The sequence below is a fragment of the Magnetococcales bacterium genome, assembly GCA_015228935.1.
Lineage (GTDB): Bacteria > Pseudomonadota > Magnetococcia > Magnetococcales > DC0425bin3 > HA3dbin3.
Window position 1 is genome coordinate 42,922 of record JADGCO010000009.1, and the last position, 26,271, is coordinate 69,192.

Here is a 26,271-nt window from a genome sequence, read left to right on the forward strand (position 1 = left end):
GAGCGTTGATACAACAAAAGCATCATGCGACAAGTAAAATCAGCCGCCGGCCATTTCCAGGAGCAATCCGTTCAAGCGCCGGACAAAATCGGCGGGATTTTCCAGTTGGCCGCCTTCGCTCAACAGGGCCTGATCGTGCAAAATCCGGCTCAGGTTGCCGAAGCGGGTTTCGTCCTGTTCGCCTTGCAGGCGGGTGATCAGGGGATGGGTCGGATTGAGTTCCAGGATGCGTTTTGAATTGGGCAACTTTTGGCCGGCCTCCTTGAGAATGCGTTCCATGGTGGCGGTCATGTCGTACTCTTCCCCGACCAGACAGGCCGGCGAGTCGGTCAGACGATGGCTGACCCGAACATCCTTGATCGTTTCGCCCAATACTTTCTTTACCTTTTCCACGACATCCTTGAAGCTGGCATCCACTTCCTGGTGGCTCTGTTTTTCTTTTTCATCTTCCAGCTTGCCCAGGTCCAGATTGCCCTTGGTCACGGCCTGAAGCTGTTTTCCCTGGAATTCATGCAGGTGGTTGACCATCCACTCATCCACCCGGTCAGACAGAAGCAGGACCTCAATCCCTTTTTTCCGGAAAATTTCAATGTGGGGACTGTTCTTGCAGGCGTTATGGTTTTCGCCATTGACGTAGTAGATTTTTTCCTGCTCGGGCTTCATGCGGGAGACATAATCCGCCAGGGAGACATTCTGTTGGTCGCTGTCGGTATGGGTGGTGGAAAAACGCAACAGCTTGGCAAGCCGTTCCCGATTGGCATAGTCCTCGACAACCCCTTCCTTGAAGACGGTACCGAACGTTTTCCAGAATTCGGCATATTTTTCCGGCTCTTTTTCGGTCATCTCTTCCAGCATGCCGAAGACCTTGTTGATCGATCCCTTGCGCATGGCATCGACCATGGGATTTTTTTGCAGAATTTCCCGGGATACGTTGAGAGGCAGATCCGTGGAGTCGATGATGCCGCGTACAAAACGGAGGTAGCGGGGCATGAGTTCTTCCGCCCCATCCATGATGAACACCCGCCGCACATAGAGTTTGACACCATGTTTGCGCTCACGATCCCACAGGTCGAAGGGGGCCTTTTTGGGAATGTACAGCAGCAGGGTGTACTCATACTTGCCTTCGAGACGGACATGCAGGTAGGTCAGGGGTTCTTCAAAGTCATGGGAGACGTGTTTATAAAACTCCTTGTACTCTTCTTCCTTGATGTCGCTCTTGGCACGGGTCCAGATGGCCGAGGCCTTGTTGACGGTTTCCCACTCCGGGGGTTTGGGTTCTTGGGACTCTTTTTTGTCGGCCTCTGTCTTGTCGGCGGATGCTTCATCATCCCCGGTGGCACCGGCATCGAACGGCTTCTTTTCCATCAGGATGGGAAGGGAGACATGATCGGAAAATTTGCGAATGATGGAACGCAGCCGCCAGTCATCGAGGAATTCATCCTCGCCTTCCCGCAGATGCAGGGTGACTTCGGTGCCTCGGGTCGGCTTTTCCAGGGTTTCGAGGGTATATTCGCCATCGCCGGCGGAACTCCACAACACCCCTTCCTGGACGGGTTGACCGGCCCGGCGTGTCTTCAGGGTGACCCGATCCGCGACAATGAATGAGGAATAAAAACCCACGCCGAACTGACCAATCAGGGAGGCGTCCTTGGCCTGGTCACCGGTCAAGGATTTGAAAAATTCCCGGGTACCGGATTTGGCGATGGTGCCAATGTTGCTGATCACTTCATCCCGACTCATGCCGATGCCGTTGTCGGAGACCGTGACGGTGCGTGCTTCCTTGTCAAAAGCGATACGGATGGAGAGGTCAGGGGCATCTTCGTAGAGTCCCTGATTGGACAATGCCTCGAAACGCAACTTGTCCACGGCGTCGGAGCTGTTGGAAATCAGCTCTCGCAGGAACACCTCCTTGTTGCTGTACAAGGAGTGGATCATCAGATCCAACAATTGCCGAACCTCGGTTTGGAACTGCCTTGTCTCTTTGCCGACTGCCTCGCTCATGGCTGCAACTGCCCCTCTGTCACAATAAAAAAGGTTTGAATCCGAAACAAAAATAGGGTACCCCATACAGGTGCCTGCGGGATATGTCCGTTACAGGCGATATGGGAATTCTCTGATTGTTTTGCAAGGGTTCCCAGGAAAAAAATGTGGCGTCCCGTTGCCGGACCCTGGTTGGCAAATCCTGTTGCGCGTGTTCATCGGAAAGGAAAATCAGCATGAAAGTGATTCGTTCCATCCCCATGTTTGCCTATTTATTGATTTTTTATAATGTTTTTCTTTTTCAGGGCGTGGCGGATGCGCATCTGAAAATATTGGCGCAGACCATTCTTGTCATTCCGCTCCAAAAGGCGACGGTCACGGCCACTCTGGGTGATGTGTTGATCATGGTGGGTGTGGGTGCCCTGTATGTCGAGTTGTTCAAGGCCACGCGCTCTTCGGATGCTTCCATTCTGGATCACATGTTGTCCATGATGGTTTTTGTCGTTTTCCTGGTGGAATTTCTCCTGGTGGCTGCTGCCGGAACGGTGACCTTCCTGACCTTGACGCTCATGTCGTTTCTGGACGTGGTGGCAGGTTTCACCGTGACGATTTCCGCTTCCCGGCGCGATTTTTCCAGTTCCAGGAATTGAACGTTTTCGGCAGTTCCAGGAATTGAACGTTTTCGGCAGTTCCAGGAATTGAACGTTTTCGGGGGCTGTTGCCGGGTTCAGGAACGCTGTGTTCCAAGGCGTTTTGGAAAAAACGCCCGGCAGGCGTTCATGGATTCGTGTTCAGATCGACCAGGGCATAGGTCTGCATCAGGTTTTCCATGATTTTCCGCATCATCCAGCGGATGCTGATCCAGTCGTTGAGAAACTCATCATACCGGGGGTATGCCCGTTGCCGTTCGAAGGGGGAGAGTTGGGGATTGCTTTGGTATTGCCACCAATAGCGGAAGTCGGCCTGCCATTTTTCCAGGAAAGGCCGCAACACATCCTGAAACATGCGGTTGATGAGCAATCCAAGATGATTGTTTTGCCTTGTCTTTCCTACAGGAAAGGAACGCATGATCTGTCGCGTCTCCTTGAAAAAGGTGTAGAGTGAGTCCAGGCTCTCCACCAGTACTTCACCGGAAAAATCGGTACATTCTGCATCATGTACCTTACCGGTTACGGCCACCCGGGTTGACATCTCGGTATACAGCTCCCAGGCGCATTGTCGATCCAGATCCGAAAAATCACCCTTCACTGTGAACAGACCCAGATTCAGTTGAAAGGAACCTTTTTCCAGGATTGGCATGGCTTATTGTCCTGTCGGGGGTGTGTTTGTTGAGGGTGTGGCGCATTGTTGCAAGCCTTTGATGACCAGTTGGATCATCTCCGCCAGATAGGGGGTTGCAAACAATCGTTCATTTTCCTCTTTAAGCAGACCATTGTTCAGACCGGCGGGACCTTTCTCTTTCAGAGTATGCAAAACTTTTTGATAATCAAAAACTTCTGCCAGGGGATCTCCCTTTTCCCGTTCGGTGCGATAGGTTGCCAGAAGTTCTTGCAGAGTCGAAGTTGCCGGTGGCTTTTGCAGGGGTGAAGTGGATGCGGATGTCTGCTTTGCTTGATGGGCCTTGTTGGCCTGTTCCACTTGATAGATTTCGCTGAACTCCTCGGGTGTTTCGCCCAGCAATGCCTGGGCAATGCGGGCGGTGCAGCCGCCAAAGCCACCCAATACAAACAGGGGAATGCCGGCCTGAAGTGCCAGCCAGGCCTCTTCCAGAATTCCCGGACAACGTCCCGAGTAGCCGGTCAATTTTCCTCCCAGCAGGATACGGGCCTGACAGGTGCGATGCATTTCCTGGCGCATGGCAGTGAGGCTGATGGATCGTAAATAGCGACCCAGGGCGTCATTCGGTGGGCGTATTTCAGGATTGAGAGAGGGATGCCGCAGTGAAGCCGGCGGTTGCAGGCAATGAAATATGGCCATATTTTCCAAAATTTTTCGATGATCAGGAGAAAAATCCAGATGGATGGGCCAGGCCAGATAGTTGTGGATGCGCCTGACATCATCGTGATCATCTTTTCTCCGATAGGTGGCCACCAGTTGGAACAACTGTTCCGTAAATCCACCAGGACGCAAATCACCGCCATAAGCCAAATCTGCTCCTTGAGCCAGGAGATATCGGGCCATTTCCTGCATGGCCAGTTCCAGATGAATGGGCTGCAAGCCCGAGAGTGCCAGGTCCGGACTCTCGGAGATGGAAATGGCAATGGTCCAGCCAGAGAGTGGGTTGGGACGGTGCGTGGGAGATGGATGGGCGTTCATGTTCTTCCTGCCAACTCATTGGGGGTGAGGAAAGCGACATGGGGACGCATCTTTTTTAGCAGAGCCAACTCATTGGAACCCAAAGGGGGATCGGGATAGAGGATGGTTTGAAGGCTGGGGTTGTGAAGGCGTGCAACGGTCAGAAGGGTGACCAATTCCGGCGGGGTACTCAGCCACTGGCAGGGGGATGGCATCTTGTGCAGCTCCAGGAGATTTTCCATCAGCATGGACGCATGGGTCATGCGCAATGTTTCCGTAAGGATGGCTGCAACAGTGCGTTGGCAACTTTCCTTGATGTCATCTGCCTGCCAGCGAATGGATGGTGTATTTCCCAGATAGGGAAATTGCCGCTCTTCTTCCTGTTGCACGGCATTGACCACCAATACCGGTTTTTCCAGACATTTGGCATCCAGAACTTCCTTTTGACACCAATCACGGGAGGCATAGGCATCGGTCTGGATGGCAATCAGGGCTGAATCATCAATGGCTCCTTCGATCTCTTCGGCGAAACTGTGGCCGGGAGCAATGTCTCGAGCATCGAAGAAAACGCCCATGGGAGTGAAGTGGCACAAGTGATTTTTAAGGGCCTGGGCGATGGTCAGGCCATCCTGTTTGGCATGACTGAGAAAGAGTTGCACTGGGGCATGGCTGCGTTTGTCACGGCGGTTTTGCAACAGCAGTCGGCAGAGTTCATGCATGATGCTCAGCCCCAGGTGCCGAGCCTGTTCCACGACGGCGATTTCATGCAGACGAATATAATGTATTGTATTCAACAGATTGGGGTTTATCTTAAACACCTGGGACGAGAGGGTGACCGGTATCAGCAGGTGGGGAGATTCAGGAGGGGTACCTGTCGCCTTGGCCAGTGCCACGAGAAAGGCATTCCAATCCTGGTCGCGGGCCATATTGCTGTCTACCAGGACGATCACCACCCCATGGTGGACATGATCCAGAGAGAAGCGGGCGGGGCGTCCGTGGATGTCCAATGCAGGATCCTGCCACGCAAAGCAGGGGATGTTGAGTCCTGCACGTGAAACGTTGGTAGGATTGCGCATCAGAATGTGCGTTAGATGATTCACCAAAGTGGGAGCAGAGAGGCACGCCGGGTGCCTCAAAATATGGACCGCCAGTTCCGGTTTGTAGATATTATGCATGCGGTACACCTGGGCAGAATATGAATTTCATGTCGCTCGATTCTGACGGTACACCTGGGCAGAATATGAATTTCATGTCGCTCGATTCTGATTCGTCCCCGACACAGGGTGCATCATGGCGTGTTTCAGGGGCATCCCAGGGCAAAGTCGCTCGTGATCAGGAATATGTTTTTCCGGTCTTCCTGGACGGTGCGCACCACCTGGATGGCGATCTCGAATCCGGTCTTTTTGAGTTGGGGATCGAAGCCGGCATTGGGCAGGCGGATACACCCTTTGCCGGTGGCCTTGTCCAGGCGCAAATGACGTTGATTGACATACCATCCCACTTGTCCCCGGGTCGGGTCGGCCTGGATGCCGGTCAGAAATGTTCGCATCCAGGTGGCCGTCGTTTGGGATGTCAAACTGCCCAGTTGCGGAAAAATCCAATACGCCTTGCGGGGAGTCGCCTTGCCCATGACGATGGTTTGCTGCAATTCGTTCAGGAACAAAGGGGCACCCTCCGGGTTTTCGATCAACAGGTGGGTGATCTCATTGGGGAGGGAGGCAACCAGGTTGCGAAAGCGGAACGGATCCATGTAGCTGTCTGGATTCAGAAGAAACTTGAGGGCATGGGTGACGGGCCAGATGACAATGAAAAGGCAGAGAATCCAGAACAGAACCCGCCTTTTCCCGGCTGTGATCCTGGTGCGCAATCCGAGGAGCCAGCGGTCACCGTTGGAGTGGGCCAGAAGCCAGGCCGCATAAAAGGCGATCAGGCCGTCAAAATTGCGCATGTCATACATCAGGACCAGAATCAGGGGTATGACAAGCCAGATGACCCATTGAAAAGGTCGGAGTGTTTTGGCCAGAGGGGTTGATGCAAGAGAGGTTTGTTTATCCTGACGCCAGCCCACGGCCACGGCCAGGGGCAGAAGAACAAACAGGGGGAGATAAAAGAATATATCCAGGATCCGGGCTTGCCAGGGTGGTCTCATTAAAAAAATGCGATATACCCGGTTTATGAAGCCGGTCAGCAACACCCTGGCCTGGGCGTTCTGGCTGGTCAATTCCTGGCCGTGAGTCTGGAATTCGGCCAGGGAGTCGGGGTAGTGCGACCAGTAAAAGGCGAGCAGGGCCAGCAGAGGCAGCAGGGCACTGGCAAGCAGAAACAGGGGAAGCAGAAGTGATCCTGGCCACCGTTGCCAGAGTTGCCAGGCGGCAATCAGGGACCAGACCCCGGCGGGCAGGGCAAATACCGGATGCGAAATGGCGCAAAGGCCGAATAAAATTCCGGTCAGTGCCAGGTGACTCCAGCCCGGACTCTCCCGGCCCAGATGGCGTTGGTGTACCAGCAAGGATCCAAAAAGAAAAAAGAATCCCAGATATTCCGGGCGGACCGGCAGCAAAGACATGGAAAATGGGGTGAAAGCCAGAATGCCAAGAAACAGTGCCCGACGGTTGGCATTGCCCTCGGTATCATCGGGATGGGCGAGCCGCAGACATTGCAAGGCCAACGTCAGGCTGCCGATGACCAGAAAGGCCTGAAACAAACGGTACGTAAAAAAATTGACCGGCACACCCAGCAGATTGGTCAGGAAAAGAAACAGGCCCTGAAGGAAAGAGTACGTGCCAAACAGGGAAAAAATGTAGACGTTCGTCTCCGCCATGGGTATGGCCAACGCACCCTTGTGAAGCAGACCGAGCCCCGGTCCGAAGTAAAAAATATCGTCGGAGTTGGGGACCAGCAGGAAGAGCGATGCAAGCAGGGAGACCACCCAGGCCAGCAACAAAATGCCCCAGGATGGCAGCAGGGAGGGGCTGGCAGAGGGCACGGCAGGGCTGGTCAAGGGGATATTGTTCATGCCTGAGTGCTGAAATGGATTTGAGAGAAGGGAAAGAAGTGGTATTTTATCGGATCGACTGCCATCCATGCTCCCAGTTTCCTGGAAAGGTCTGAGTTCGCCAAGGAAAAAAGTGTCTGGTTCAGCCGGGATTTTTTTTGAGCCGGGGAATGGAGAGAAAATGAAAGGGTTGGAAGGTTGAAAAATCACAGGTTCTGGAGGGAAATGCGATCTTATCTGTTGACACGGTCGCGACGCACCAAGCAATCCATCCTGCTCTATTATGACATGTTGGCCATCCTGGCGAGCGTTTGGGGGGGATTTTCGGTCCGGTATGATGTATGGGTTCCGGATGCGTTGCGGGTCAGTTGGGTTTCCATGCCCCTGGCCATGGTGGTGTCATTTCCGATCTTTCAACATTTTGGTCTGTATCGGTCCATCATTCGCTTTTTGGAAGCCCAGGCGGTCTTCAGCATACTGAAGGCCGTCTTTTTCAGTGTCCTGTTCACGGTGATCGGTGCGAAGCTTCTTGATATTCCGCTTTTTTCTCCAACAGTCTGGATGGTCGAGGGGATGCTGCTGCTGATCCTCATCGGTGGCAGCCGCATGCTGGTTCGTTTTTTACTGATGACCGATCCGGGTTCACCGCGGAAACGCATACCCACGGCTGTGTATGGAGCCGGTGATGCGGGTGTGCGTCTGGCCATGGCCATCAAGCACAGTGTGGAAGCGCAACCCATCATTTTTGTTGATGATAACAGGGAAATCCAGGGGCACGAAATTTTGGGTATGCCGGTCCACGCCCCCAAGGATTTGCCGGAACTGATCAAACAGTATGGAATTCAGCGCATCATGTTGGCCATGCCCTCTGTCAATCGGGTGCGACGCTCGGAAATCATCCGCAGTCTGGAAAACATGCCGGCGCAGGTCATGGTCGTTCCGGACCTTGAACAGATTGCCAGTGGCAACAAGCGGGTCGAGGATGTCGAACAGGTTGGCATCGAGGATTTGCTGGAACGGACTCCTGTCCAACCCAATCGCGTCCTGATGGATGCCTGTATTCGTGGCAAATCGGTCCTGGTGACCGGTGCCGGGGGTTCCATTGGTTCGGAACTGTGCCGCAAAATCATGCAATTGGCACCCAAACGTCTGGTCCTGGTCGAACGGACTGAATTTGCCCTTTATACCATCGAACAGGAATTGCGGCGCATCCTGGAAGGTTTCCCCGAAAAATTTGACCTGATACCGATCCTGGGTTCCACGGAACATCGCAAACGCATGCAATCCGTCATCGAATCGTTTGACATCAACACGGTTTATCATGCCGCAGCCTATAAACATGTTCCCATCATCGAACGCAATCCCATCGAAGGGGTGCAAAACAATATTTTCGGGACATTGAGCCTGGCAGAGGCGGCCAATTCCGAGAATGTGGAAACCTTCGTCCTGATCTCGACCGACAAGGCGGTCCGTCCGACCAACGTCATGGGAGCTACCAAGCGGTTTACAGAACTGATTTTACAGGGAATGTCTCAGTTGCCCAATGTCAAGACCCGCTTTGTTTCCGTGCGGTTCGGCAATGTGTTGGCCTCTTCCGGTTCGGTGGTGCCCTTGTTTCGGGACCAGATCAAGCGGGGTGGACCGGTCACGGTGACCCACCCGGATGTGGAGCGGTTTTTCATGACCATCTCCGAGGCTGCTGAATTGGTCATCCAGGCCGGTTCCATGGGCAGGGGAGGGGATGTGTTTGTTCTGGATATGGGAAAACAGGTCCGGATCGATGATTTTGCCCGGCGCATGATCCGCCTGGCCGGATTGACCGTCAAAGATCAAAACAATCCCTTCGGTGACATTGAGATCAAGTATACGGGTTTGCGGGAGGGGGAAAAACTCTACGAAGAGTTGCTGATTGGCAATAATCTGTTGCCGACAGAACATGAAATGATCCTCCATGCCCAGGAGGAGTCCTTTCCCTGGGAGCGTATCCAGAAAGATCTGTCCCGACTTTCCCAGGCTTCCAAAGATTTTGATTATGCTGAAATACTCAAAATTCTTGGCGAGTCGGTCAGTGGTTATCATCCCTCGGGTGGCATTCAGGATTGGGTCTGGATTCACAAGGCCCCATGATCATGCCGGGTTATCCATCAAGACACATGCGACAGTGTGAAGGTGTACGTTTCCATGGATTCTGAACAAAACAAGCCGGAAAATTCCAATCAACTACCTCCATTTCCGTTTCCTGGGGTTTTTCCCCCACCAGGCTTTCCCGGTTTTGATGTAGAAGGTTTTGGAGATAAAAAAGAGAGCAAGCTGGATTTAAGCGACCTCATGTGGGGTTTGTTGAAATATTCATGGGTGACGATTATTATCACGGTTATCTTTACCTATAATGCCTATCAGAAGGCCAAGAATACTCCCTATTTATACAAGGCCATGACGTCGCTTATTTCTGCTGATGAGTCAGGGGGTACCATGACGCAGATGGCAGCTACTTCCGTGGGAACCAGCAATGTTACCAGTGCCGGTTTTGTATCTGGATTGTTGGGACCTCTTTCGGGTTTGTTGATGGGTGGAGGTATCAGTGGTCCTGGTGGTGACCTGGCGAATGTCAATTTGAAATCGCGCACGTTCATGACAAGCCTGATCCGGGAGGAAAACCTGCTCCCTGAACTCTATCCGGATCAATGGGATGAGGTGGCTGGCAAGTGGAAAAACGGCAAGGAACCTGATTTGTTCCAGGCTGCCCAGAAGTTGCGGCTGATGATCCAGCTTGGTCCCGATGCCGTCACCGGGACGTACAGTCTCTCCGTTACCACAGAAGATCCTGTAAAAGCAGCAAAATGGGCCAATCTGCTGGTCGATGTTCTCAACAGAAGATTACGGGCCAAGGCCATCAAGGAATGCGAAGAAAAGATGGAGTTCTTGACCAATCAGATCAAGCAGACATCTTACGTGGAGTTTCAGCAAGCCATCGCTGGCTTGATGGAAGTGGAGATTAAAAAGATGATGGCGGCCCGCTTGCGCAAGGAGTTCATTTATCGCGTGATTGATCCTGCCATTCCGCCCAGGATTGGTGACCACGTCAGTCCCGACAAGGGACGCATGGTTACAACAGGTCTTGGTATTGGGTTCATGATTGGTTTTGCGGCAGCCGTTGTCCTCCATTTTCTGGAGACACTCATCAGAAAACGCTTGCGCCAGCGACGGGAAATGAAGGAAGCCAAGATGCAAGCGGAAAAACAGACCAACGGCGAAGAAATGACGGATGCCGGGAAGATTGAGGAAAAAGAAAAAATCGGGGAAGGACGCAAAACCGAACCCGCCATGGTCTGAAAAGGTTGCTGAACAGGGAGGCCCTTATTCAGCAGACCGGCGGATATTGCCGGGCCATGTCTGTCTGAGGAGGATGACCCCGGCCAGAAAGAACGGCAGGGAGAGGATTTGTCCGATGGAGAGGGGAGAATCGGCGGAGAAGACCATGGGTTCCTTGAAAAATTCTGCCACAATACGCAAGCCGAAATAGCTGGAGGCGAAAAGAGCCAGGAGCATGCCGCGGGGGCGTTGTTCCCCGCCGTGCCGTCGGTCTGCCCAGAACAACAGGCCCAGCACCACGAGGCTGAGAAGGGCTTCATAGATTTGAACGGGGTGCCGGGGAACCAGTCCGGTACGGTCATGGTGCGTCAAGCACAAAGCCCAGGGCACGGACGTTGTCTTGCCGACAATTTCGGAATTGGCCAGATTGCCGAGGCGCACAAAAAACGCCACCAGCGTTGTTCCGAAAGTGATCCGGTCGGCCAGATCCAGAAATGGAATACGGGACCATTTGTGGTAAACATAAAGGGCCAGCAGAATGCCCACAGCGGCACCGTGACTGGAGAGTCCGACGATGGGTCCCTTCAGGTTGAAAGCCGCCCATGGATTGGCTGCAACCTGATCCCAGGCATAAAATACCCGATGTCCGGTGAAAGCCCCGATCAGCATGCCCAGGGCCAAGGCCCAGGTCAGACGAATGTCGGTGTTTTCCGGGTAGCCGGCGCGGGCAATCTGCCAGGAGAGGAGGGTATGTCCCAGGATGATCCCCAGGCCAAACAGGAGTCCATACCAGCGGACATTCATGGACCACAGAGTGATGGTGGGATCCAGATTCCATATGATGCAGGGGGGGGCGATTTCGTTCAAAAGGCGTTCCTGTGAGGTTCATTCATCCGTGGCATTTTTGGCTTCTGCATCAGGTGGCAGGAAGCTTTTCTTTTCGGGATTGATGCCCAGCATGATCTCTCCCAGATAACGCAGAAACGCCTCCCCTTTGGGTGTCAGGGACATGGGTCCTGACTGATGTCGGGCACCCAGGGGCTGATCGAACTGCACAAGTCCCATGGCGGCATGGCGGCCATGGGGGGGTTCCTGGAAATCCTGAAGATCCCACATGGTGACCAGACGGGATTTGCCGACATCCTCTGCCAACAGGTTCATGTCCACCTCCGAGCGGTTGCCCAGAATGGCAAAGGCCAGGATGGCATGCAGTTGAATATCCGGCTTGAGTTCCCGGAAGGCCTGCAACAGATTTTCCAGACGTTTCAGGATGACTGCCGGATCCTGGGGAGGTTCCGGATTTTTTTTGGCGGAACCCTCGACCGTCTGCAACAACGCCCGACTGAGAACGGAAGAATCGGTTGCCCCGATCTCCCCGGATTTCAGGCGTTCCAAGGCTTCCAGGGCCTCGGGACCGAGCCAGACGGCAATGCGTTTTTGTCCCTCTTTGATGCGACGTTCGCGGAAACGTTTTTGGCGTTTGAGGGTTGCTTCGTCGGTGACCATTCACTCCCCCTTGCTTGTCGATTACCGGGCCGACCGGAGAAAAATGATCCCAGGCAGGCAAAAAAGCAATCAAAAATGCAATTGGGTTGTTTGAGCGGCGCGATGTGCCCGGCGTATCCGGCGCATGCCGACGAGGATCCCGCCGATACCGACCAACAGAGGTATCAGACCGATGTTCAAAAATTTGATCCAGGTTTGCAGGTGTTCCACTTCCAGATTCAAGCGTCTGCGGGCTTCGCGCTGCTCCTTGCGGATGGTGAGCAGCTCTTGACTGAATTTTTCAATCTCAGCCTGTTGGCTGGCATTCAGGGCAGAATTGTTGCCTTTTTGTTGCAGTTCGAGAAAATGTATTTGTGTTTCCTGGAGGCGTTGATTCAGGACTTTCTGGATTTCCTGTGCCTGGAGTTCGGCTTGCTGACGGATGGCCAGCAGGCGCACGAAAGGTCGTGCGGCCTGGGAGCGACTTTGATTGCGGGCACTGATCAAATCGGGACGGACCAGCAGATCATCGAGAATGTTCATGACCAACCGGCCATTGGCGGTGTAGGGTACATCGACGGGCATATCCTGAAAATCCATTCTGCGGACCCAGAACTGGTCCTGGAGCAGATCGCAATCAGCCACCAGGACCAGCCTGACAGGTTCCCGGGAGGTGTTCAGATGTCCGATCTTGCGGTCGGTGGTGGCGTCATCCGTTGTTTTTGCAGGACGACCATCGGGGAAGGCCGAGGGAAGGGGACCATGCAGACGGGCAGCCAGAGTGGCAGGACCTTCGGGTTTGTATTCCTGGATCAGGCGTTGGGGGGAAGAGGCAGGTCCAAGCATGCTGAGATCAAACCGGCCTCCCTGGTTGCCGGTCGTAAACAAGGGACCGATTTTGGTGGTTTGTCCGGGTTGAGCGGCGATGATGCCAGCCGTGGCCAGCGTGAGGTGATCCAGATTGGTCGTGATCGGATCCTCACGGTGCATGTTCCGAGGGCCGATATCGATCCAGACAGGATAGTTGACCAGGGTGCTGCCCGTTTCCACACTGTTGAAGCGAATTTTTCTGGCTGCGTACAGGTCGGCGGCAACCTGATCTTTTTCTGTTTTGATGCCCCAGCCGGACAACAGGGGATTGGGCAGGGAACTGGCCAGCCAGGGGGTGGCATTTTCCTGGGCCTGACAGAAGGGGTCTGCAAACATGACGGTCGGTTTGCCACTCAGGACGAATTGATCGGCGGCGTACAGAATGGGATTGGGCAGATCACGCGGGTGGACCACCATCAAAAGATCCACATCCGGGTCGATCTTGTCGTCGCCGGGCAGGATTGATTTGATGGTGAAAAATTTGGCCAACTCCTTGTGGATGGCCCAGGAAGGTTTTTCCAGGGGGGCACCGGGCACGGTCGAGGAGGGGATGCCGGCCATGGGCAGGGTGGTCAGCAGGCCCAGAACGGGCCGTTTGGCGTGGGTCAAGCGGTAAATCAGGGCTGTAAGGTCGTATTCCAACTGTTCGCCCCATGCCGGGAGCAGAAAGGGAATCATTTCCATGCGTTCCTGGCTGTTCTGCGCCACCAGTCCCAGATACACCTTGCCGGTGGCATTGGGAATGGCAATGCCGCGCAGACCGGCATCCATGGCCATGTCTTCTTCCACCGAAAATGGCTCGGGGTTGACGACGGTCAAACGCAATTTATCGGATCCGGCCATGCGGACATATTCATCCAGCAGGTCCTGAATCCGGGTGACATGGGGTCCCATGCCGGGAATATGGCTGGTCAGGGAGCGGGAGACATAAAACCATAAATGGATTGGTTCCTGGAGATTGGCCAGGATGCGGCGAGTTCCTTCCGACAGGGTGTAGAGCTGCTGGGCGGTCAAATCCAGACGGGCTGATTTCAGGTGCTGATTGGCCAGAATGTTGACCAGAAGAAAAACGGCCAGGGCCAGCAGCAGGCGACTTCCCGAGCGAACCTGTGTCAGAATCCGTGTCGGCATGGATTCACGCTCCTTTTCGCTGTTCGAGAACCAGGACGTTGACGTAGAGGCAGAAGGCCATCAACGATCCGAAGAAGATGCCGTCCCGCAGGTCGATCACCCCTTTGCCAATGTTGGTAAAGTGGGTCAAAAAACTGAACGAGGCGACGGTGTCCCGCAACAGGAGCGGTGCCCAGCCGCTGAAAAATTCCAAAACCAGAGGGTGCCCGCTCAAGATGAAACAAAGTCCCACAGTGACGGTCATCACAAAGGCGATGACCTGATTGTGGGTCAGGGCGGAAAGAGCCGACCCCATGGCCAGAAAGCCGCCGGCCAGAAACAGGCTGCCGACATAACTCGCCAGGATGACGCCATTGTCGGGGTTGCCCAGATAATTGACCGTCAGCCACAAAGGAAAAGTGAGACCCAAAGCGATGGCCGCAAAACACCAGGCGGCGAAAAACTTGCCCAAAACCGCCTCCAGGGGGCGTATGGGCAGCGTCAGCAACAGTTCGATGGAACCGCTTTTTCGTTCTTCAGCCCACAGGCGCATGGTCAGTGCCGGGATGAGAAACAGATAGAGCCAGGGGTGATAGGTGAAAAACGACAGCAGATCCGCCTGTCCCCGCGGGAAGAAATTTCCCATGTTGAAGGTGAATATTCCGGAAAGGGAGAGATAAATCACCAAAAAAACGTAGGCGATGGGGGTGGTGAAATAGCTGGTCATTTCGCGGTGAAAAATGGTGGCGACAGAATTCCACATGGCGTGATCTCTTCAGGGGGGGTGTGGATCCGTGGCTTGGGTCAGGGTGCGGAACGCCTCATCCAGGTGTCCGCGGTCCACAAACAGTTTTTCCAGTGACCAGCCGTGGGTGTGAGCCATGGCACCCACCAGCGCGGCGAGGTGAACACCGGGTTTTGGCAACAATCGGATTGTCACGCGATCCGGGTTTTCTGTCAGGGTTTCCAGTTCGGCGACTTCCGGCAGATTGGCCAGGACTTGCCTGGCTGCGGCGGCCTGGTGCGACGGCAAGGTCAGGGTTACGGCATCATGCTGACGGGAACGGCTGGCAAAGGCCTCGGGGGTTTCATCGGCCAGGAGTCTGCCCCGGGCAATGACGACAACCCGTGTACAGAGTGGCTCGACCTCTTCCAGAATGTGGGTGGACAGCACAATGGCCTTGTGCGGGGCCATGTGTCGGATCAGGGTGCGGACTTCCTGTTTTTGATTGGGATCGAGACCATCCGTGGGTTCATCAAGGATCAGGATATCCGGGTCATGCAGAATGGCCTGGGCCAGTCCAACGCGCCGTTTGAAGCCTTTGGAGAGGGTTTCGATGGGTTGGTGCATGATTTTTTCGATATGGACCTGGGCCACGGTGGCATCGATGCGCTGTTTTTTCTCCGGGCCGCTCAGTTTACGGATGCCAGCCACAAAGTCGAGAAATCCGGCGGGTGTCATGTCGGCATAGGCCGGGGAGCCTTCCGGCAGATAGCCCAGGCGACGTTTTCCTGCCAGGGGTTGGCGGACCATGTCAAACCCGGCGACCTCGACCCGGCCACCGGTCGGGGATAGAAAACCGGTGATCATGCGCATCGTGGTGGATTTGCCGGCACCGTTGGGGCCAAGGAATCCCAGCACCTCACCTCTTTGTACTTGAAAGGAAATATTGTCAACAGCCTTGATCCGGCGAAACTCCTTGCGCAGATTTTCGACCTTGATCAGAACGTCCATCGATTCCTCATCTCCACGACAGGTCACCGGTTCACTCATGGGCGGTTTCAACAGGCAGGGAACCTCTCTTTTTCGGATTGCACAAGTTTCTGATCATCCACGTTTCCATGTCACAATCGCTCGGCAAGTGCAACCACTGACCCATTTTCTCAAACGGTTTCCCTTTTGGCAACCAGGCTGGATGCGGATACATCTGAGAAGAGGATATCAGTGGAAATTTTTGTGGATATGGGTCTTTACCGGAAATGGCAGGTGGTGTACTCTTGACGTTCAGAGTCCGTTCTGGATTTTATCAGGGGATCTGGATATTTCATGCAATGATTGCGGAATAGAAAATGTGTAAGCAAAACAATCCCCAGAGAATATTGATAGTCGATGACGTACCAGCAAACGTCAAGTTGTTGGCGGGTTTTTTGCATGGAAGTTATTCACTTTTTCTTGCGACAGATGGTGCGAGTGCCTTGGAAATTGCAGGTATGGAACATCCGGATCTGATTTTGTTGGACATCATGATGCCAGGCATGGATGGTTACAAGGTTTGTCAAGCTTTGAAATCTCATGGGAATACGAAAGACATACCGGTCATCTTCACGAGTGCGATGAACGATGAAGAGGATATATCCAGGGGATTGGCATTGGGCGCGGCAGATTATATCGTCAAGCCGATCAGAAAAAATATTCTTTTGGAGTGTGTCCGGAAGCATCTTGATGGATGATGCGAAAAAGTCAACCAACCACTTGTAATAAATATAACCGTCCGTGTCAAAAGAATCCGTCGGGATCTCCGGTGTTGATCAAGTAGTTGTATTGGCCATCCCCACATACTTTATGGAGTTGGTTTACTCTTTTCCTTGAATCAGCCTCGGTATCATTTGGCCCGGATACGTAGAACGGCTTGCCGTCCCTGCCAAATTGATACTGGGATGGGCAGAGATCTGATTCGATATCCCCCAGCAGCAATTTTCCAAGAGTAAAGTCCTGATGGGGTTTGAACCCAAGGGCATCGGCATACGACACAGCCGATTCCACAATTTTTCGAAGACAGGCAGGATGGACATGTTCCATTTCGTGCGATGTTTGCACCTTTTTGACAAGATCGTCATACTGAACTTTTGAAATGAAATTGTAAAAACAATCTTTCACGCCAAGACACCACGCATCAATCAAGAATACAGAGAAGGCGATTTCTCCGTTTGGCATCTTTCGGCTGAGGATCAGCTCTCCCATGCCCGTTTCAAACAAGTCAGGGTTCATCGGGCTTTCAAAAATGGGCATGTTCACAGCAATGGCAAACTTGCGAGCGACAGAAAAAATGCCCGCTCAGTAAAAACATTCGAGACGATACAGCATTTTCGCATGGTTCGGACTGTACACGCAACGCATGTCTTTTTCAATGGTACATCCGGCTGATCCCGGGAAGGGCAAGTCCCATGCGAATCCGGCATGGCCAATGTCGGCTGGCTCCAATACCCTTGACAGGGAATCCCATGTGGTACAGAATCCCGGGTTCCTCGGAAGATACAACTGTTTGACTGCGCAACAAAAGCCACACCCATTCTGGAAGCAGGGAATGACGCTGGAAAGCCAACCGGGTTCGGTCGGTATCGTGACCACCCACCATGCTGAATTATTCACCCGGGACAAGCCGCTCCCCCTGGATTGTGGTGCCACCCTGGGGCCGGTCGGCGTTGCTTATGAAACCTACGGCGAACTGAATGCGGACGTCTCCAATGCCGTACTGGTCTGCCATGCACTCTCCGGCACAGCCCATGCTGCGGGACGTCACCACCCGGATGATCGCCGTTACGGCTGGTGGGATGATTATATCGGTCCCGGGAAACCCTTCGATACCCGCAAATTTTTCATCATCAGCACCAACAATCTGGGCGGCTGCAATGGGACCACAGGACCTTCCAGCGTGAATCCCGCAACCGGCAAGCCCTACGGCCTGCGCTTTCCCATGATCACCTTGGGCGATATGGCCCGCCTGCAAAATGCCTTCGTGGACCATCTGGGTATCAAAAAACTCCTGGCCGTGGCCGGCGGCTCCATGGGCGGCATGATTGCCCTGCAATGGGCCTTGGATTATCCAGATCAGGTTGCATCGAGCATCATCATTGGCTCCACCCCCCGGCTCACCGCCCAGAACATTGCCTTCAACGCCGTGGCACGCCAAGCCATCATGTCCGATCCCCATTTCAACAATGGCGATCACTACGACGGCCCGCGTCCGGAAAAAGGGCTGGCCCTGGCCCGCATGATGGCCCACATCACCTATCTGTCGGAAAAAGGGTTGCACGAAAAATTTGGTCGCCGTCTCCAGGATCGGGAAAATCTCTCCTATGGCTTCGAAACCGACTTTGCCGTGGAGAGCTATCTGGCGCATCAGGGGTCATCCTTCGTGCGCCGCTTCGATGCCAATACCTACCTCTACATCACCAAGGCCATGGACTATTACGATCCCTTTCCGGATCCGGAAACCACGGCCAGACGGCTCCAACCGGTCACGGCCCGTTTTCTGGTCATGTGTTTCGATACCGATTGGCGTTTTGATACCAGCCGCTCCAAGGAACTCGTCAAAATTCTGAACTGGAACCGTAAGGAAGTGACTTTCCAGGAGTTTTCCTCTCCGCATGGCCATGATGCCTTCCTGCTGGATGCTCCGCAATACAAAGAGTCACTGGCCGGATTCTTGAACCGCCTTCTGGAAGAAACCAGTCGTCGGGAGACCAGAGTTGCCTGATTTATACAATACAAAGGCTCATGTCAGGGAGACGCCTGGTGCCTGATCTGCGCGTGGACCTGGAGGTGATCGCCGGCCTGGTGGCACCCGAGTCCCGGGTCATGGATCTGGGATGCGGCGATGGATTGCTGCTCGACCATCTGATTCGCAAAAAAAACGCCCGGGGTTTCGGTGTGGAAATTTCCCTGGAAAAAGTGCGGACCTGCATCGAACGCGGTGTCCCGGTCTATCACGGTGACCTCGATCAGGGTTTGTCGGACCACCATGACAACGCCTTCGACTATGTCATTCTGTCCCACACCCTGCAAACCGTCACCCGACCCCGCTTCGTCATCCAGGAAATGCTGCGGGTCGGCAAAAAAAGCATCGTTTCCATGCCCAACTTCGGCCATTGGCGCAACCGTCTGAGCCTGGCCATCGAAGGACGCATGCCCCAAAATCCGCAATTTCCCTTCGAATGGCACGATACGCCCAATATTCATGTCTGTACCATCCTGGATTTCCAGGATTTGTGCCAATCCATGCGTGTCCGGATCATCAAACAAATCCCCCTGGGTTGGGCGGGCAACCGACCCCAGGGAGTGTTCAAACGGTTTTTTTCCAACCTTCTGGTTCCCATGGCGGCGGCCAATTTGTTGGCTCCGATGGCTGTTTTTCTCCTGGAAAAGAGAGAGCCGTGAATCACCCGATCACCACCTTGTTTACCGAAAGCCAGATTCAGAAAAGAGTCGCGTCCCTGGCCGTTGAAATCGCTCCCCATCTGCAACCAGAGCCAATCCTGGTCGGACTGCTCAAGGGTGCCCTGGTGTTCACCGCCGATCTGTTGCGCGCCCTCTCCCGACTGGGAGTCAATCCCCTCCTGGATTGCATGCTCCTCGCCTCCTATGGCAAAAAAACCGTCTCCAGTGGCCATGTCCAAATCCATATGGATTGCACCCTGGATTTGACCGGTCGGCAGGTGCTGTTGCTGGAAGATATTCTCGACAGTGGTAACACCCTGACCTGTGCCGTGCAACGCCTGCGCGACAAGGGCGCGGCCCAGATTCTGACCTGCGTTTTGCTTGATAAACCCTCCCGCCGGCAAGTTCCCTTTGTCGCCGATTTTGTTGGTTTTTCCATTCCGGATGCCTTTGTAGTTGGCTACGGTATCGACTACGCGGAACGGTACCGGGAGTTGCCCCATGTGGCGGTCATGCGCACAGAGGCCCATGGGAATGAGTGATACAATGAGCTTTTCGACGCGGCGGCCTCTGGCCTGCCATGCCATCCTCTTCGATCTGGACGGTACCCTGGTGGATACCTCGCAGGATTTATGGCGGGCGCTGAATCATGCTGTTGAAAAACGTGGATTTTCCACCTTGAGCCATGCCCAGGTCCGTGATTATGTCGGCCATGGTGCCCGCTCCCTGCTGGCCAGGAGTTTCTGGGGCATGAACGCCTTGCCTCCGGAAATCGGTCAGGATGCCGATTTCGATCAAGCGCTGAAAGATTTTTTACTCCATTACGCCGCCCATCTGGCCGACCACTCCCGACCCTTTCCCCAGGTGATGGAAACCCTGCAACATCTTCGGCAGGAGGGATATCTGTTGGGTATCGTGACCAACAAGCCCCTGCACCTGACTCACTCATTGCTGGACCAGTTGGCCATGACCCCCTTTTTTTCCGCCGTGGTGGGTGGCGGTTCGTTGCCCCAGTTCAAACCGGAACCACAACCCCTCTGGCATGCCCTGGATATTCTGGGTGTTGCGCGGGAGCATGCGGTCATGGTAGGGGATTCGGAACCCGATGTCGCTGCGGCCCGGGCTGCGGGATGCCCGGTCGTGGCCGTCGCCTACGGATACAACAGTTGCATTCCGGTCCAGGATCTGCACCCGGACCGCGTCATTGATCACTTTTCACAGCTTTTGACCCACCTGGTCCGCGCCCCCCACAAAGGAACCCCATCGACATGACCAGACAACTGAAACTCGGCATCCCCAAAGGCAGCCTGGAAAAGGCCACCATGGAGCTTTTTCTCCAGGCCGGCTGGAAAATCGATACCCACTCCCGCAACTATTTTCCCTCGGTCAATGATCCCGACCTCTACTGCGCCCTGGTCCGCCCCCAGGAAATGGCACGCTATATCGTGGATGGTACCCTGGATCTCGGGTTGACCGGCCAGGACTGGATCATCGAACGGGATTGTCAGGATGAAGTCGCCGCCATCTGCGAGTTGGAATATTCCAAAAGCTCCAATAAACCCTGTCGCTGGGTCCTGGTCGTTCCCAAGGACTCCCCGATTCAATCCGTTGCGGACCTGCAAAACAGGAAAATTGCCACGGAACTGGTCAATTTTACTCAGAAATATTTGAAAGAACGCAATATTCAGGCCGATGTGCAATTTTCCTGGGGTGCCACCGAAGCCAAAGTGGTCGAAGGTCTGGTCGATGCCGTGGTGGAAATCACCGAAACCGGTTCGACCATCAAGGCACACGGCCTGCGCATTGTTGCCGACCTCCTCGAAACCCGCACCCAGTTGATCGCCAATAAAAATGCCCTGCGCGATCCCTGGAAAAAAAACAAGATTGACCAGATTGCCTTGTTGTTGCAGGCTGCCCTGGCGGCGCGACACCATGTCGTCCTCAAAATGAATGTCCCGGAAAATCTGGCCGAAGCCGTCGTCAAAACCTTGCCCTGTCTGCGGGCACCCACTGTGAGTCACCTCTATCGCACCGATTGGGTGGCCGTGGAAACCGTCGTCCATCGCAATCTGGTCCGCGACCTCATTCCCCGCCTCAAAGAATTGGGGGCTGAGGGTATTCTGGAATATGATCTGCAAAAGGTGGTATGATTTTCTTGGCAACCAACCTGGATGAACATGAAGCGGAGAATCCATGGATATAAAATTTGAAGGTCGAAATGTGGAGTTGGGTGACGAGCTGCGGGAGCGCATCAAAAAACGCCTGGAGGTCATGGACCAACGGTTTGGTCCCATCACCCATGCCCGTGTGACCGTGCAGAAGAATGCCCACAAAAATGAAGGACGTGCCGAGGTGACCGCCGTCCTCAACGTCGTTGGCAACACCCTTACCGCCAAAAAAGAGTCCGCCACCGTGGTTGCTGCGGTCAACGATGCCCTGGAAACCCTTGATCTGGAACTGAAACATTTCGTCGAAAAACACAGGGAACATCGCCGGTAGCCCCGTCTTCGCCGGTACCCTGCGGTATCCTGCCCTGAAGTTCGCGGTGTCACTTCCGAGCAGCAGGGCAATTCATGAACAAAGACAGAGGGAAACCTCTCCGATCCGTCAGGATTGGGTGGTTTCCCTCGCTGTTCCGGCTGTATGATATCTTTTGTTTTTCGACAGGGCAAATCCAGCCGGCAGTCGCACGAATCATGCGGGCTTGACCAGAGAGAGTATTGTTTTCTGCCCGATCTGCTCTGTGCAGGATGAAAGGCGTTAACCGGCTACATCGACGACAATGACCGGGACTGCATCGGGCGGATTTCAGGGGTCGGAATGGAACATGGGAACCGACCGGTCTTCAAGGGGGCAGAAGATCCTTGATCACCTGCAAGACCTGTTGGCGGGAAAAGGGTTTGGCCAGGGTACGGATGGCCCCGAAATCCCGGGCAATGCCGAGATTGTAATCGGCTTCCAGACCGCGCCCCCCGCCTGACATGGCGATGACCTTGATGGAAGAGTCCATTTCCATCAATTCGACAATGACCTCCACGCCATCTTTTTCTGGCATGACCATGTCGGTGATGACCAGGTCGGCGGAATTTTCACGATAGCGCTTGATTCCCAGCCGTCCATTGGGGGCCTCGACAACCACATGGCCGGCATCTTCCAGGATGACACGCATCAGTGCCCGGACGCCGACATCGTCGTCGATAACCAGAATGCGTGCCACTTGAGGATCCTTATCTCAATGCTGTTTTGTACCGGTCGGGATATGGTTGGATTCTGCCATTCCCTTTGTCAAGTGGTAAACCTTGATGGAGGCTTCTTTGACCTCTTCCAGCATCTCTTTTTTGGCGGTGACGAGACGCTCCCTGTCCACACGCAAGGATTTTGCCAACACCTTCAAGCTCTCCTTGCCATGGAAATGACGTTCGGCGATGGCCATCTTGAGATAATCATCCAGGGCCAGGAGAAGGATTTCCGGGTCTTGCAGGCGAAGATTTTTTTCTATCCAGGCAAAAGTGCGGCCCTGGGCCAATTCGCGCTGAATGGCCTCCATGGCGGCAGCGTGGAGCTGGTCATCCTCAGGGGAGAACCCGCTCTGGACGACCTGATGCCGCATGTGAATGTCATCATCACTGGCCATTGCTTGTTTCCACGGCAGGAATTTGGGATGTCAATTTTTTTTCGAGAAGGATCACGATGGGACTGGCCACGAAAATGGAAGAATAGGTACCGAACACCACTCCAATGAACAATGCCAGGGAGAAATCCCGGATGACCTCACCACCGACCAGCAGCAGAGAGACCAGAACCAGAACGACGGTCAGAGAGGTGATCAGGGTGCGGGAGAGGGTTTCATTGACCGCTGCATTGATGATGACGCTCAGGGGCTGCTTTTTGAGGCGCTTCATGTTTTCCCGGATGCGGTCGAAGACGACGATTGTATCGTTGATGGAGTAGCCGATCACGGTCAGGACAGCGGCCACGACCACCAGGGTAAACTCCCGGTGGAAGAGGGAAAAATAACCCACCGTGATGATGACGTCGTGGAAAAGGGCAATGACGGCACCCAGGGCAAAGCGAAACTCAAAGCGCCACCCCACGTAGGCCAGTATGGCAAACAGGGAGTAGAAGACCGCCATAAGGCCCTTCCAGGTCAGTTCCTTGCCAACCTGGGGACCGACATATTCCACGCGGCGCACCTCAATCTTGCCATTACCGGCCAGAGGTTGCAGCACCTGGGTCAATTTTCCGACCAGTTCCGATTGGACTTTTTCCCCTTCCATATGGCGTTCGACACGGATGATGACCTCTTCACTGCTGCCGAACTCCTGGATAACCAGCTCGCCCAGACCAAGTGGGGTCACATGCGAGCGGATGTCCTCGATTTTGGTGGGACCCGGAAAGCGCATCTGGATCAGGGTGCCACCGGCAAAGTCGATACCAAAATTGAGTCCCTGAAAAATGAAGGAGAGGACGCTGATAAGGATCAGAATCCCCGAGAAGGCAAAGGCGTAGTTTCGTATCCCAACGAAATCAATATGGGTCTTATTCCGAATCAGTTCCATGGACTCGCTCTTGCCTCCCAATGGATGTTCGCTGTTGCCCCGTCATTTCCGGGCGCGGACTGTGTTTTACAGCAAACGACTTGGACACTCGGTTTACGGCGCTGCGGCCTCATCATTTCAGGGTCGCAGGGTGCATTTTGTGGCAAACTTTTCAGGTACGCAGGCTTTTGGGACAACGGTATTTCAGGGTCATGGCAACAGAAAACGGGTCAGATACTCAGGCTCTTGGGACGGCGATTTTTCAGGATCAGGGCAACGCTGACGCGCGTCATGAACACGGCGGTAAACATGGAGGCGGCCAGGCCGATGAGCAGGGAGACGGCAAAACCCCGCACGGCTCCGGTGCCAAACTGATACAGCACCAGACAGGTCACCATTGTGGTGACGTGGGAATCGACGATGGTCAGAAAGGCCCGATCATAGCCATAATCGATGGCAGCCATGGGATTTTTGCCCAGGCGCAGTTCTTCGCGGATGCGTTCAAAGATCAAAACGTTGGCATCGACGGAGATACCCAGGAGCAGGACAGCGCCGGCAATACCCGGCATGGTCAACGTGGCCTGGAGCATGGCCAGGGCTGCCATGAGAATGAAGAGGTTGACCGCCACGGCCACATTGGCCAGCATGCCGAACCCCTTGTAATAAAAGCCCATGAAGAAGAGAACCAGGGCACCTCCCAGCCAGATGGCGGCCAGACCCTGGCGAATGGAGTCGTTGCCGAGGGTGGGACCGACGGTGCGTTCTTCCAGAATGGTAATGGGGGCTGGCAGGGCACCGGCCCTCAGGACGATGGCCAGATCGTGGGCTTCCTCAGGAGTGAAGCCACCACTGATCTGGGCGCGTCCTCCGTCAATTTTTTCGCGGATGACAGGTGCCGAGTAGACTTTGTTGTCGAGGATGATGGCCATGCGCTGTCCGACGCTTTCACCGGTCAACTGGCCAAATTTGCGCGCTCCCTGGCGATCAAAGGTGATCATGACGTAGGGTTCATTGTACTGCTGCTGGTCGATGCTGGCCCGGGCATCGGTGAGGCGGTCACCGGTCAGGACCGTGCGCCGTTTCAGGAGGTACGGCTGTTTGGTTTTGTGGCCGGTACGATCCACACGTTCTCCGTAGAGAAGGATGTCTCCAGAGGGGACCCGTCCGGCCAGGGCCGCATCCAGGTCGCCCTTTTCATCGACCATCTTGAATTCCAGACGGGCGGTACGACCGATCAGGCTTTTGGCGCGACCCGGATCATCCAGACCGGGTAATTGGATCATGATGCGGTCTTCGCCCTGTTTTTGGATGGTGGGTTCTGTGACTCCGAACTGGTCCACCCTGGAGCGGATGGTTTCAATGGCCTGATCCAGGGCCAAGCGACCGATTTCCTTTTTGTATTCCGGGGTCAACACCAGATGAAACGCCGTTTTGTCGGGTACCCAGGTCACGACCACATTGGGGAGCTGTTTGGTCAGGGGTTGGCGGATCTTGTCCTGATCGGCAGCGTTGCTCAATCCCAGCTCCAGGGTATCAACCCCGATCCTTTGCAGGGTGCGATGGGTCAGTTGTTCCGTGCGCATGACGAGGCGAACTTCATCGATGAGGTTTTCCGTGGTTTGTTCCACGGCCTTTTCCACTTCGACACGGTAGAGGAGGGCAAGACCACCTTGCAGGTCCAGCCCACGCTGCACGACCTGGGACGGCAACCAGCCGGGCCACCAGGCGGGCAACTTGCCTCCCAACATGGACGGCACGCAGTACAGGAGCGAAATCAGGGTGACCGCCAGGACCAGGAGTGGTTTCCAGAGGGGTAGTTGACGCATGCTGCTTCAGGTTCCCGTTGCAATTTCTTGATTTATGACTTGTCGATCTTGACGACGTTGCCGGTATTCTTCTCTTTGTCTTTGCTGTCTGGAGCATCCGCCGAAGGTGAACCGCTTTTGGCCGTCACGCTGGCGATTGTACTTCTTCGCACCCGGACACGCACGGGTTTGGGTGTCTTGCCGCCCACATCCACCTCGCCGATATCCAGTTGGATGACATCATCTTCGACCCGGTGAATACGGCCCATGATGCCGCCTCCGGTAACGACGGAGTCGCCGCGTTGCAGATTGGCGATCATGTCGCGATGCTGTTTTTGCTGTTTTTGCTGGGGTCTGATCAGCAAAAAATAGAAGACCGCGAACATCAGCACCATGAAAAGAATGTTCAGCATGGTGGCGCTGGCACCTCCCGGACCTGGTCCCGGACCACCGTTTTGGGCCAGTGCGGAATTGACGAGATCAAACATGGCCTCTCCCTTCTGCTCGTGATGGTGGCGGCTGCTGCCGATTGAACCGAAAGTCTGCACAGTCCGGTTCCTGGTCAGATCAACCCGCAAACCCTCATTTAAAGCACATTACCCGGTGCCACGTCAAACAAACTTCGGCAACCCGGACAAGCTTCCTGTGCTTGTGATTCATATGGACACGAAAAAATTTTTTCTGGCCATTCATGACGCGGCACGTTACTATGGTTCCATGACT

General features: G+C 54.4%; 26 protein-coding genes. 10 read left to right on the forward strand and 16 right to left on the reverse strand.

Annotated features, from left to right (window positions below; all coding sequences use genetic code 11):
- Window positions 1-39 precede the first annotated feature (39 nt).
- Window positions 40-2,001 (reverse strand): molecular chaperone HtpG, encoded by a 1,962-nt coding sequence (htpG, locus tag HQL65_04350; protein ID MBF0135447.1) that lies wholly within the window; start codon window positions 1,999-2,001, stop codon window positions 40-42.
- Window positions 2,002-2,216: 215 nt separating this feature from the next.
- Here htpG and HQL65_04355 point away from each other — a divergent pair, with 215 nt between their 5' ends.
- On the forward strand, window positions 2,217-2,630 hold the full coding sequence (locus HQL65_04355; GenBank protein MBF0135448.1) for a hypothetical protein: 414 nt from the start codon (window positions 2,217-2,219) through the stop codon (window positions 2,628-2,630).
- Between the two features lie 127 nt (window positions 2,631-2,757).
- On the opposite strand, the gene HQL65_04360 is transcribed toward HQL65_04355, so the two are convergent.
- From HQL65_04360 to HQL65_04375, 4 genes are all read right to left on the reverse strand, one after another.
- Complete coding sequence (locus HQL65_04360; GenBank protein ID MBF0135449.1) at window positions 2,758-3,279, reverse strand: hypothetical protein; 522 nt, start codon at window positions 3,277-3,279, stop codon at window positions 2,758-2,760.
- Window positions 3,280-3,282: 3 nt separating this feature from the next.
- Window positions 3,283-4,296: a hypothetical protein gene (locus HQL65_04365; GenBank protein ID MBF0135450.1), complete on the reverse strand. Its 1,014-nt coding sequence runs from the start codon at window positions 4,294-4,296 to the stop codon at window positions 3,283-3,285.
- Window positions 4,293-5,282 (reverse strand): toll/interleukin-1 receptor domain-containing protein, encoded by a 990-nt coding sequence (locus tag HQL65_04370; protein ID MBF0135451.1) that lies wholly within the window; start codon window positions 5,280-5,282, stop codon window positions 4,293-4,295. The genes HQL65_04365 and HQL65_04370 overlap by 4 nt, the downstream gene beginning before the upstream one ends.
- A 293-nt stretch (window positions 5,283-5,575) precedes the next feature.
- Window positions 5,576-7,291 carry a hypothetical protein gene (locus HQL65_04375; protein ID MBF0135452.1) on the reverse strand — a complete coding sequence of 572 codons (1,716 nt, stop codon included), beginning with the start codon at window positions 7,289-7,291 and terminating at the stop codon, window positions 5,576-5,578.
- A gap of 204 nt (window positions 7,292-7,495) precedes the next feature.
- On the opposite strand from HQL65_04375, the gene HQL65_04380 reads away from it, so the two are divergent.
- Both HQL65_04380 and HQL65_04385 read left to right on the forward strand, forming a co-directional pair.
- On the forward strand, window positions 7,496-9,397 hold the full coding sequence (locus HQL65_04380) for a polysaccharide biosynthesis protein (protein MBF0135453.1): 1,902 nt from the start codon (window positions 7,496-7,498) through the stop codon (window positions 9,395-9,397).
- 54 nt (window positions 9,398-9,451) lie between these two features.
- A complete protein-coding gene (locus tag HQL65_04385; GenBank protein ID MBF0135454.1) occupies window positions 9,452-10,603 on the forward strand; it encodes a hypothetical protein in 1,152 nt (383 codons plus the stop codon).
- A gap of 24 nt (window positions 10,604-10,627) precedes the next feature.
- Here HQL65_04385 and lgt read toward each other — a convergent pair whose 3' ends face one another.
- From lgt to HQL65_04410, 5 genes are all read right to left on the reverse strand, one after another.
- Window positions 10,628-11,449: a prolipoprotein diacylglyceryl transferase gene (gene lgt / locus HQL65_04390; protein ID MBF0135455.1), complete on the reverse strand. Its 822-nt coding sequence runs from the start codon at window positions 11,447-11,449 to the stop codon at window positions 10,628-10,630.
- A gap of 18 nt (window positions 11,450-11,467) precedes the next feature.
- Window positions 11,468-12,088, reverse strand: a complete 621-nt coding sequence (locus tag HQL65_04395; protein ID MBF0135456.1) for a hypothetical protein — start codon at window positions 12,086-12,088, stop codon at window positions 11,468-11,470.
- Window positions 12,089-12,157: 69 nt separating this feature from the next.
- Entirely contained in the window at window positions 12,158-14,068 is a 1,911-nt protein-coding gene (locus HQL65_04400) for a Gldg family protein (protein ID MBF0135457.1), read from the reverse strand.
- 4 nt (window positions 14,069-14,072) lie between these two features.
- Window positions 14,073-14,810: an ABC transporter permease subunit gene (locus tag HQL65_04405; GenBank protein MBF0135458.1), complete on the reverse strand. Its 738-nt coding sequence runs from the start codon at window positions 14,808-14,810 to the stop codon at window positions 14,073-14,075.
- Window positions 14,811-14,822: 12 nt separating this feature from the next.
- Complete coding sequence (locus HQL65_04410) at window positions 14,823-15,773, reverse strand: ABC transporter ATP-binding protein (protein ID MBF0135459.1); 951 nt, start codon at window positions 15,771-15,773, stop codon at window positions 14,823-14,825.
- 344 nt (window positions 15,774-16,117) lie between these two features.
- Between HQL65_04410 and HQL65_04415 the strand changes: the two genes are divergently transcribed.
- Window positions 16,118-16,498, forward strand: a complete 381-nt coding sequence (locus tag HQL65_04415) for a response regulator (GenBank protein MBF0135460.1) — start codon at window positions 16,118-16,120, stop codon at window positions 16,496-16,498.
- Window positions 16,499-16,544: 46 nt separating this feature from the next.
- Here HQL65_04415 and HQL65_04420 read toward each other — a convergent pair whose 3' ends face one another.
- A complete protein-coding gene (locus HQL65_04420) occupies window positions 16,545-17,057 on the reverse strand; it encodes a hypothetical protein (protein MBF0135461.1) in 513 nt (170 codons plus the stop codon).
- Between the two features lie 295 nt (window positions 17,058-17,352).
- On the opposite strand from HQL65_04420, the gene HQL65_04425 reads away from it, so the two are divergent.
- The 6 genes from HQL65_04425 to raiA are packed head-to-tail and all read left to right on the forward strand — an operon-like array spanning window position 17,353 to window position 21,704.
- Window positions 17,353-18,525 carry a homoserine O-acetyltransferase gene (locus HQL65_04425; protein MBF0135462.1) on the forward strand — a complete coding sequence of 391 codons (1,173 nt, stop codon included), beginning with the start codon at window positions 17,353-17,355 and terminating at the stop codon, window positions 18,523-18,525.
- Window positions 18,526-18,563: 38 nt separating this feature from the next.
- Window positions 18,564-19,205, forward strand: coding sequence for a methionine biosynthesis protein MetW (gene metW / locus HQL65_04430; GenBank protein ID MBF0135463.1), 642 nt, complete (start codon window positions 18,564-18,566; stop codon window positions 19,203-19,205).
- Window positions 19,202-19,747, forward strand: coding sequence for a hypoxanthine phosphoribosyltransferase (hpt, locus tag HQL65_04435; protein MBF0135464.1), 546 nt, complete (start codon window positions 19,202-19,204; stop codon window positions 19,745-19,747). The genes metW and hpt overlap by 4 nt, the downstream gene beginning before the upstream one ends.
- 4 nt (window positions 19,748-19,751) lie before the next feature.
- Window positions 19,752-20,477 carry a phosphoglycolate phosphatase gene (locus HQL65_04440; protein ID MBF0135465.1) on the forward strand — a complete coding sequence of 242 codons (726 nt, stop codon included), beginning with the start codon at window positions 19,752-19,754 and terminating at the stop codon, window positions 20,475-20,477.
- The gene (locus HQL65_04445; GenBank protein ID MBF0135466.1) at window positions 20,474-21,355 is read left to right on the forward strand and encodes an ATP phosphoribosyltransferase; all 882 of its coding nucleotides are present in this window, start codon (window positions 20,474-20,476) and stop codon (window positions 21,353-21,355) included. The genes HQL65_04440 and HQL65_04445 overlap by 4 nt, the downstream gene beginning before the upstream one ends.
- A gap of 43 nt (window positions 21,356-21,398) precedes the next feature.
- Window positions 21,399-21,704 carry a ribosome-associated translation inhibitor RaiA gene (gene raiA / locus HQL65_04450; GenBank protein MBF0135467.1) on the forward strand — a complete coding sequence of 102 codons (306 nt, stop codon included), beginning with the start codon at window positions 21,399-21,401 and terminating at the stop codon, window positions 21,702-21,704.
- 346 nt (window positions 21,705-22,050) lie between these two features.
- Here the strand turns inward: raiA and HQL65_04455 are convergent, their stop codons facing one another.
- The 5 genes from HQL65_04455 to yajC form a co-directional block, all read right to left on the reverse strand.
- Entirely contained in the window at window positions 22,051-22,422 is a 372-nt protein-coding gene (locus tag HQL65_04455; GenBank protein ID MBF0135468.1) for a response regulator, read from the reverse strand.
- 15 nt (window positions 22,423-22,437) lie between these two features.
- Window positions 22,438-22,839: a hypothetical protein gene (locus tag HQL65_04460; GenBank protein MBF0135469.1), complete on the reverse strand. Its 402-nt coding sequence runs from the start codon at window positions 22,837-22,839 to the stop codon at window positions 22,438-22,440.
- Window positions 22,829-23,764 carry a protein translocase subunit SecF gene (gene secF, locus HQL65_04465; GenBank protein ID MBF0135470.1) on the reverse strand — a complete coding sequence of 312 codons (936 nt, stop codon included), beginning with the start codon at window positions 23,762-23,764 and terminating at the stop codon, window positions 22,829-22,831. Before secF ends, HQL65_04460 begins: the two co-directional genes overlap by 11 nt.
- Before the next feature lie 209 nt (window positions 23,765-23,973).
- On the reverse strand, window positions 23,974-25,569 hold the full coding sequence (secD, locus tag HQL65_04470) for a protein translocase subunit SecD (GenBank protein MBF0135471.1): 1,596 nt from the start codon (window positions 25,567-25,569) through the stop codon (window positions 23,974-23,976).
- Between the two features lie 32 nt (window positions 25,570-25,601).
- Window positions 25,602-26,036, reverse strand: coding sequence for a preprotein translocase subunit YajC (gene yajC, locus HQL65_04475; protein MBF0135472.1), 435 nt, complete (start codon window positions 26,034-26,036; stop codon window positions 25,602-25,604).
- Window positions 26,037-26,271: the final 235 nt, after the last annotated feature.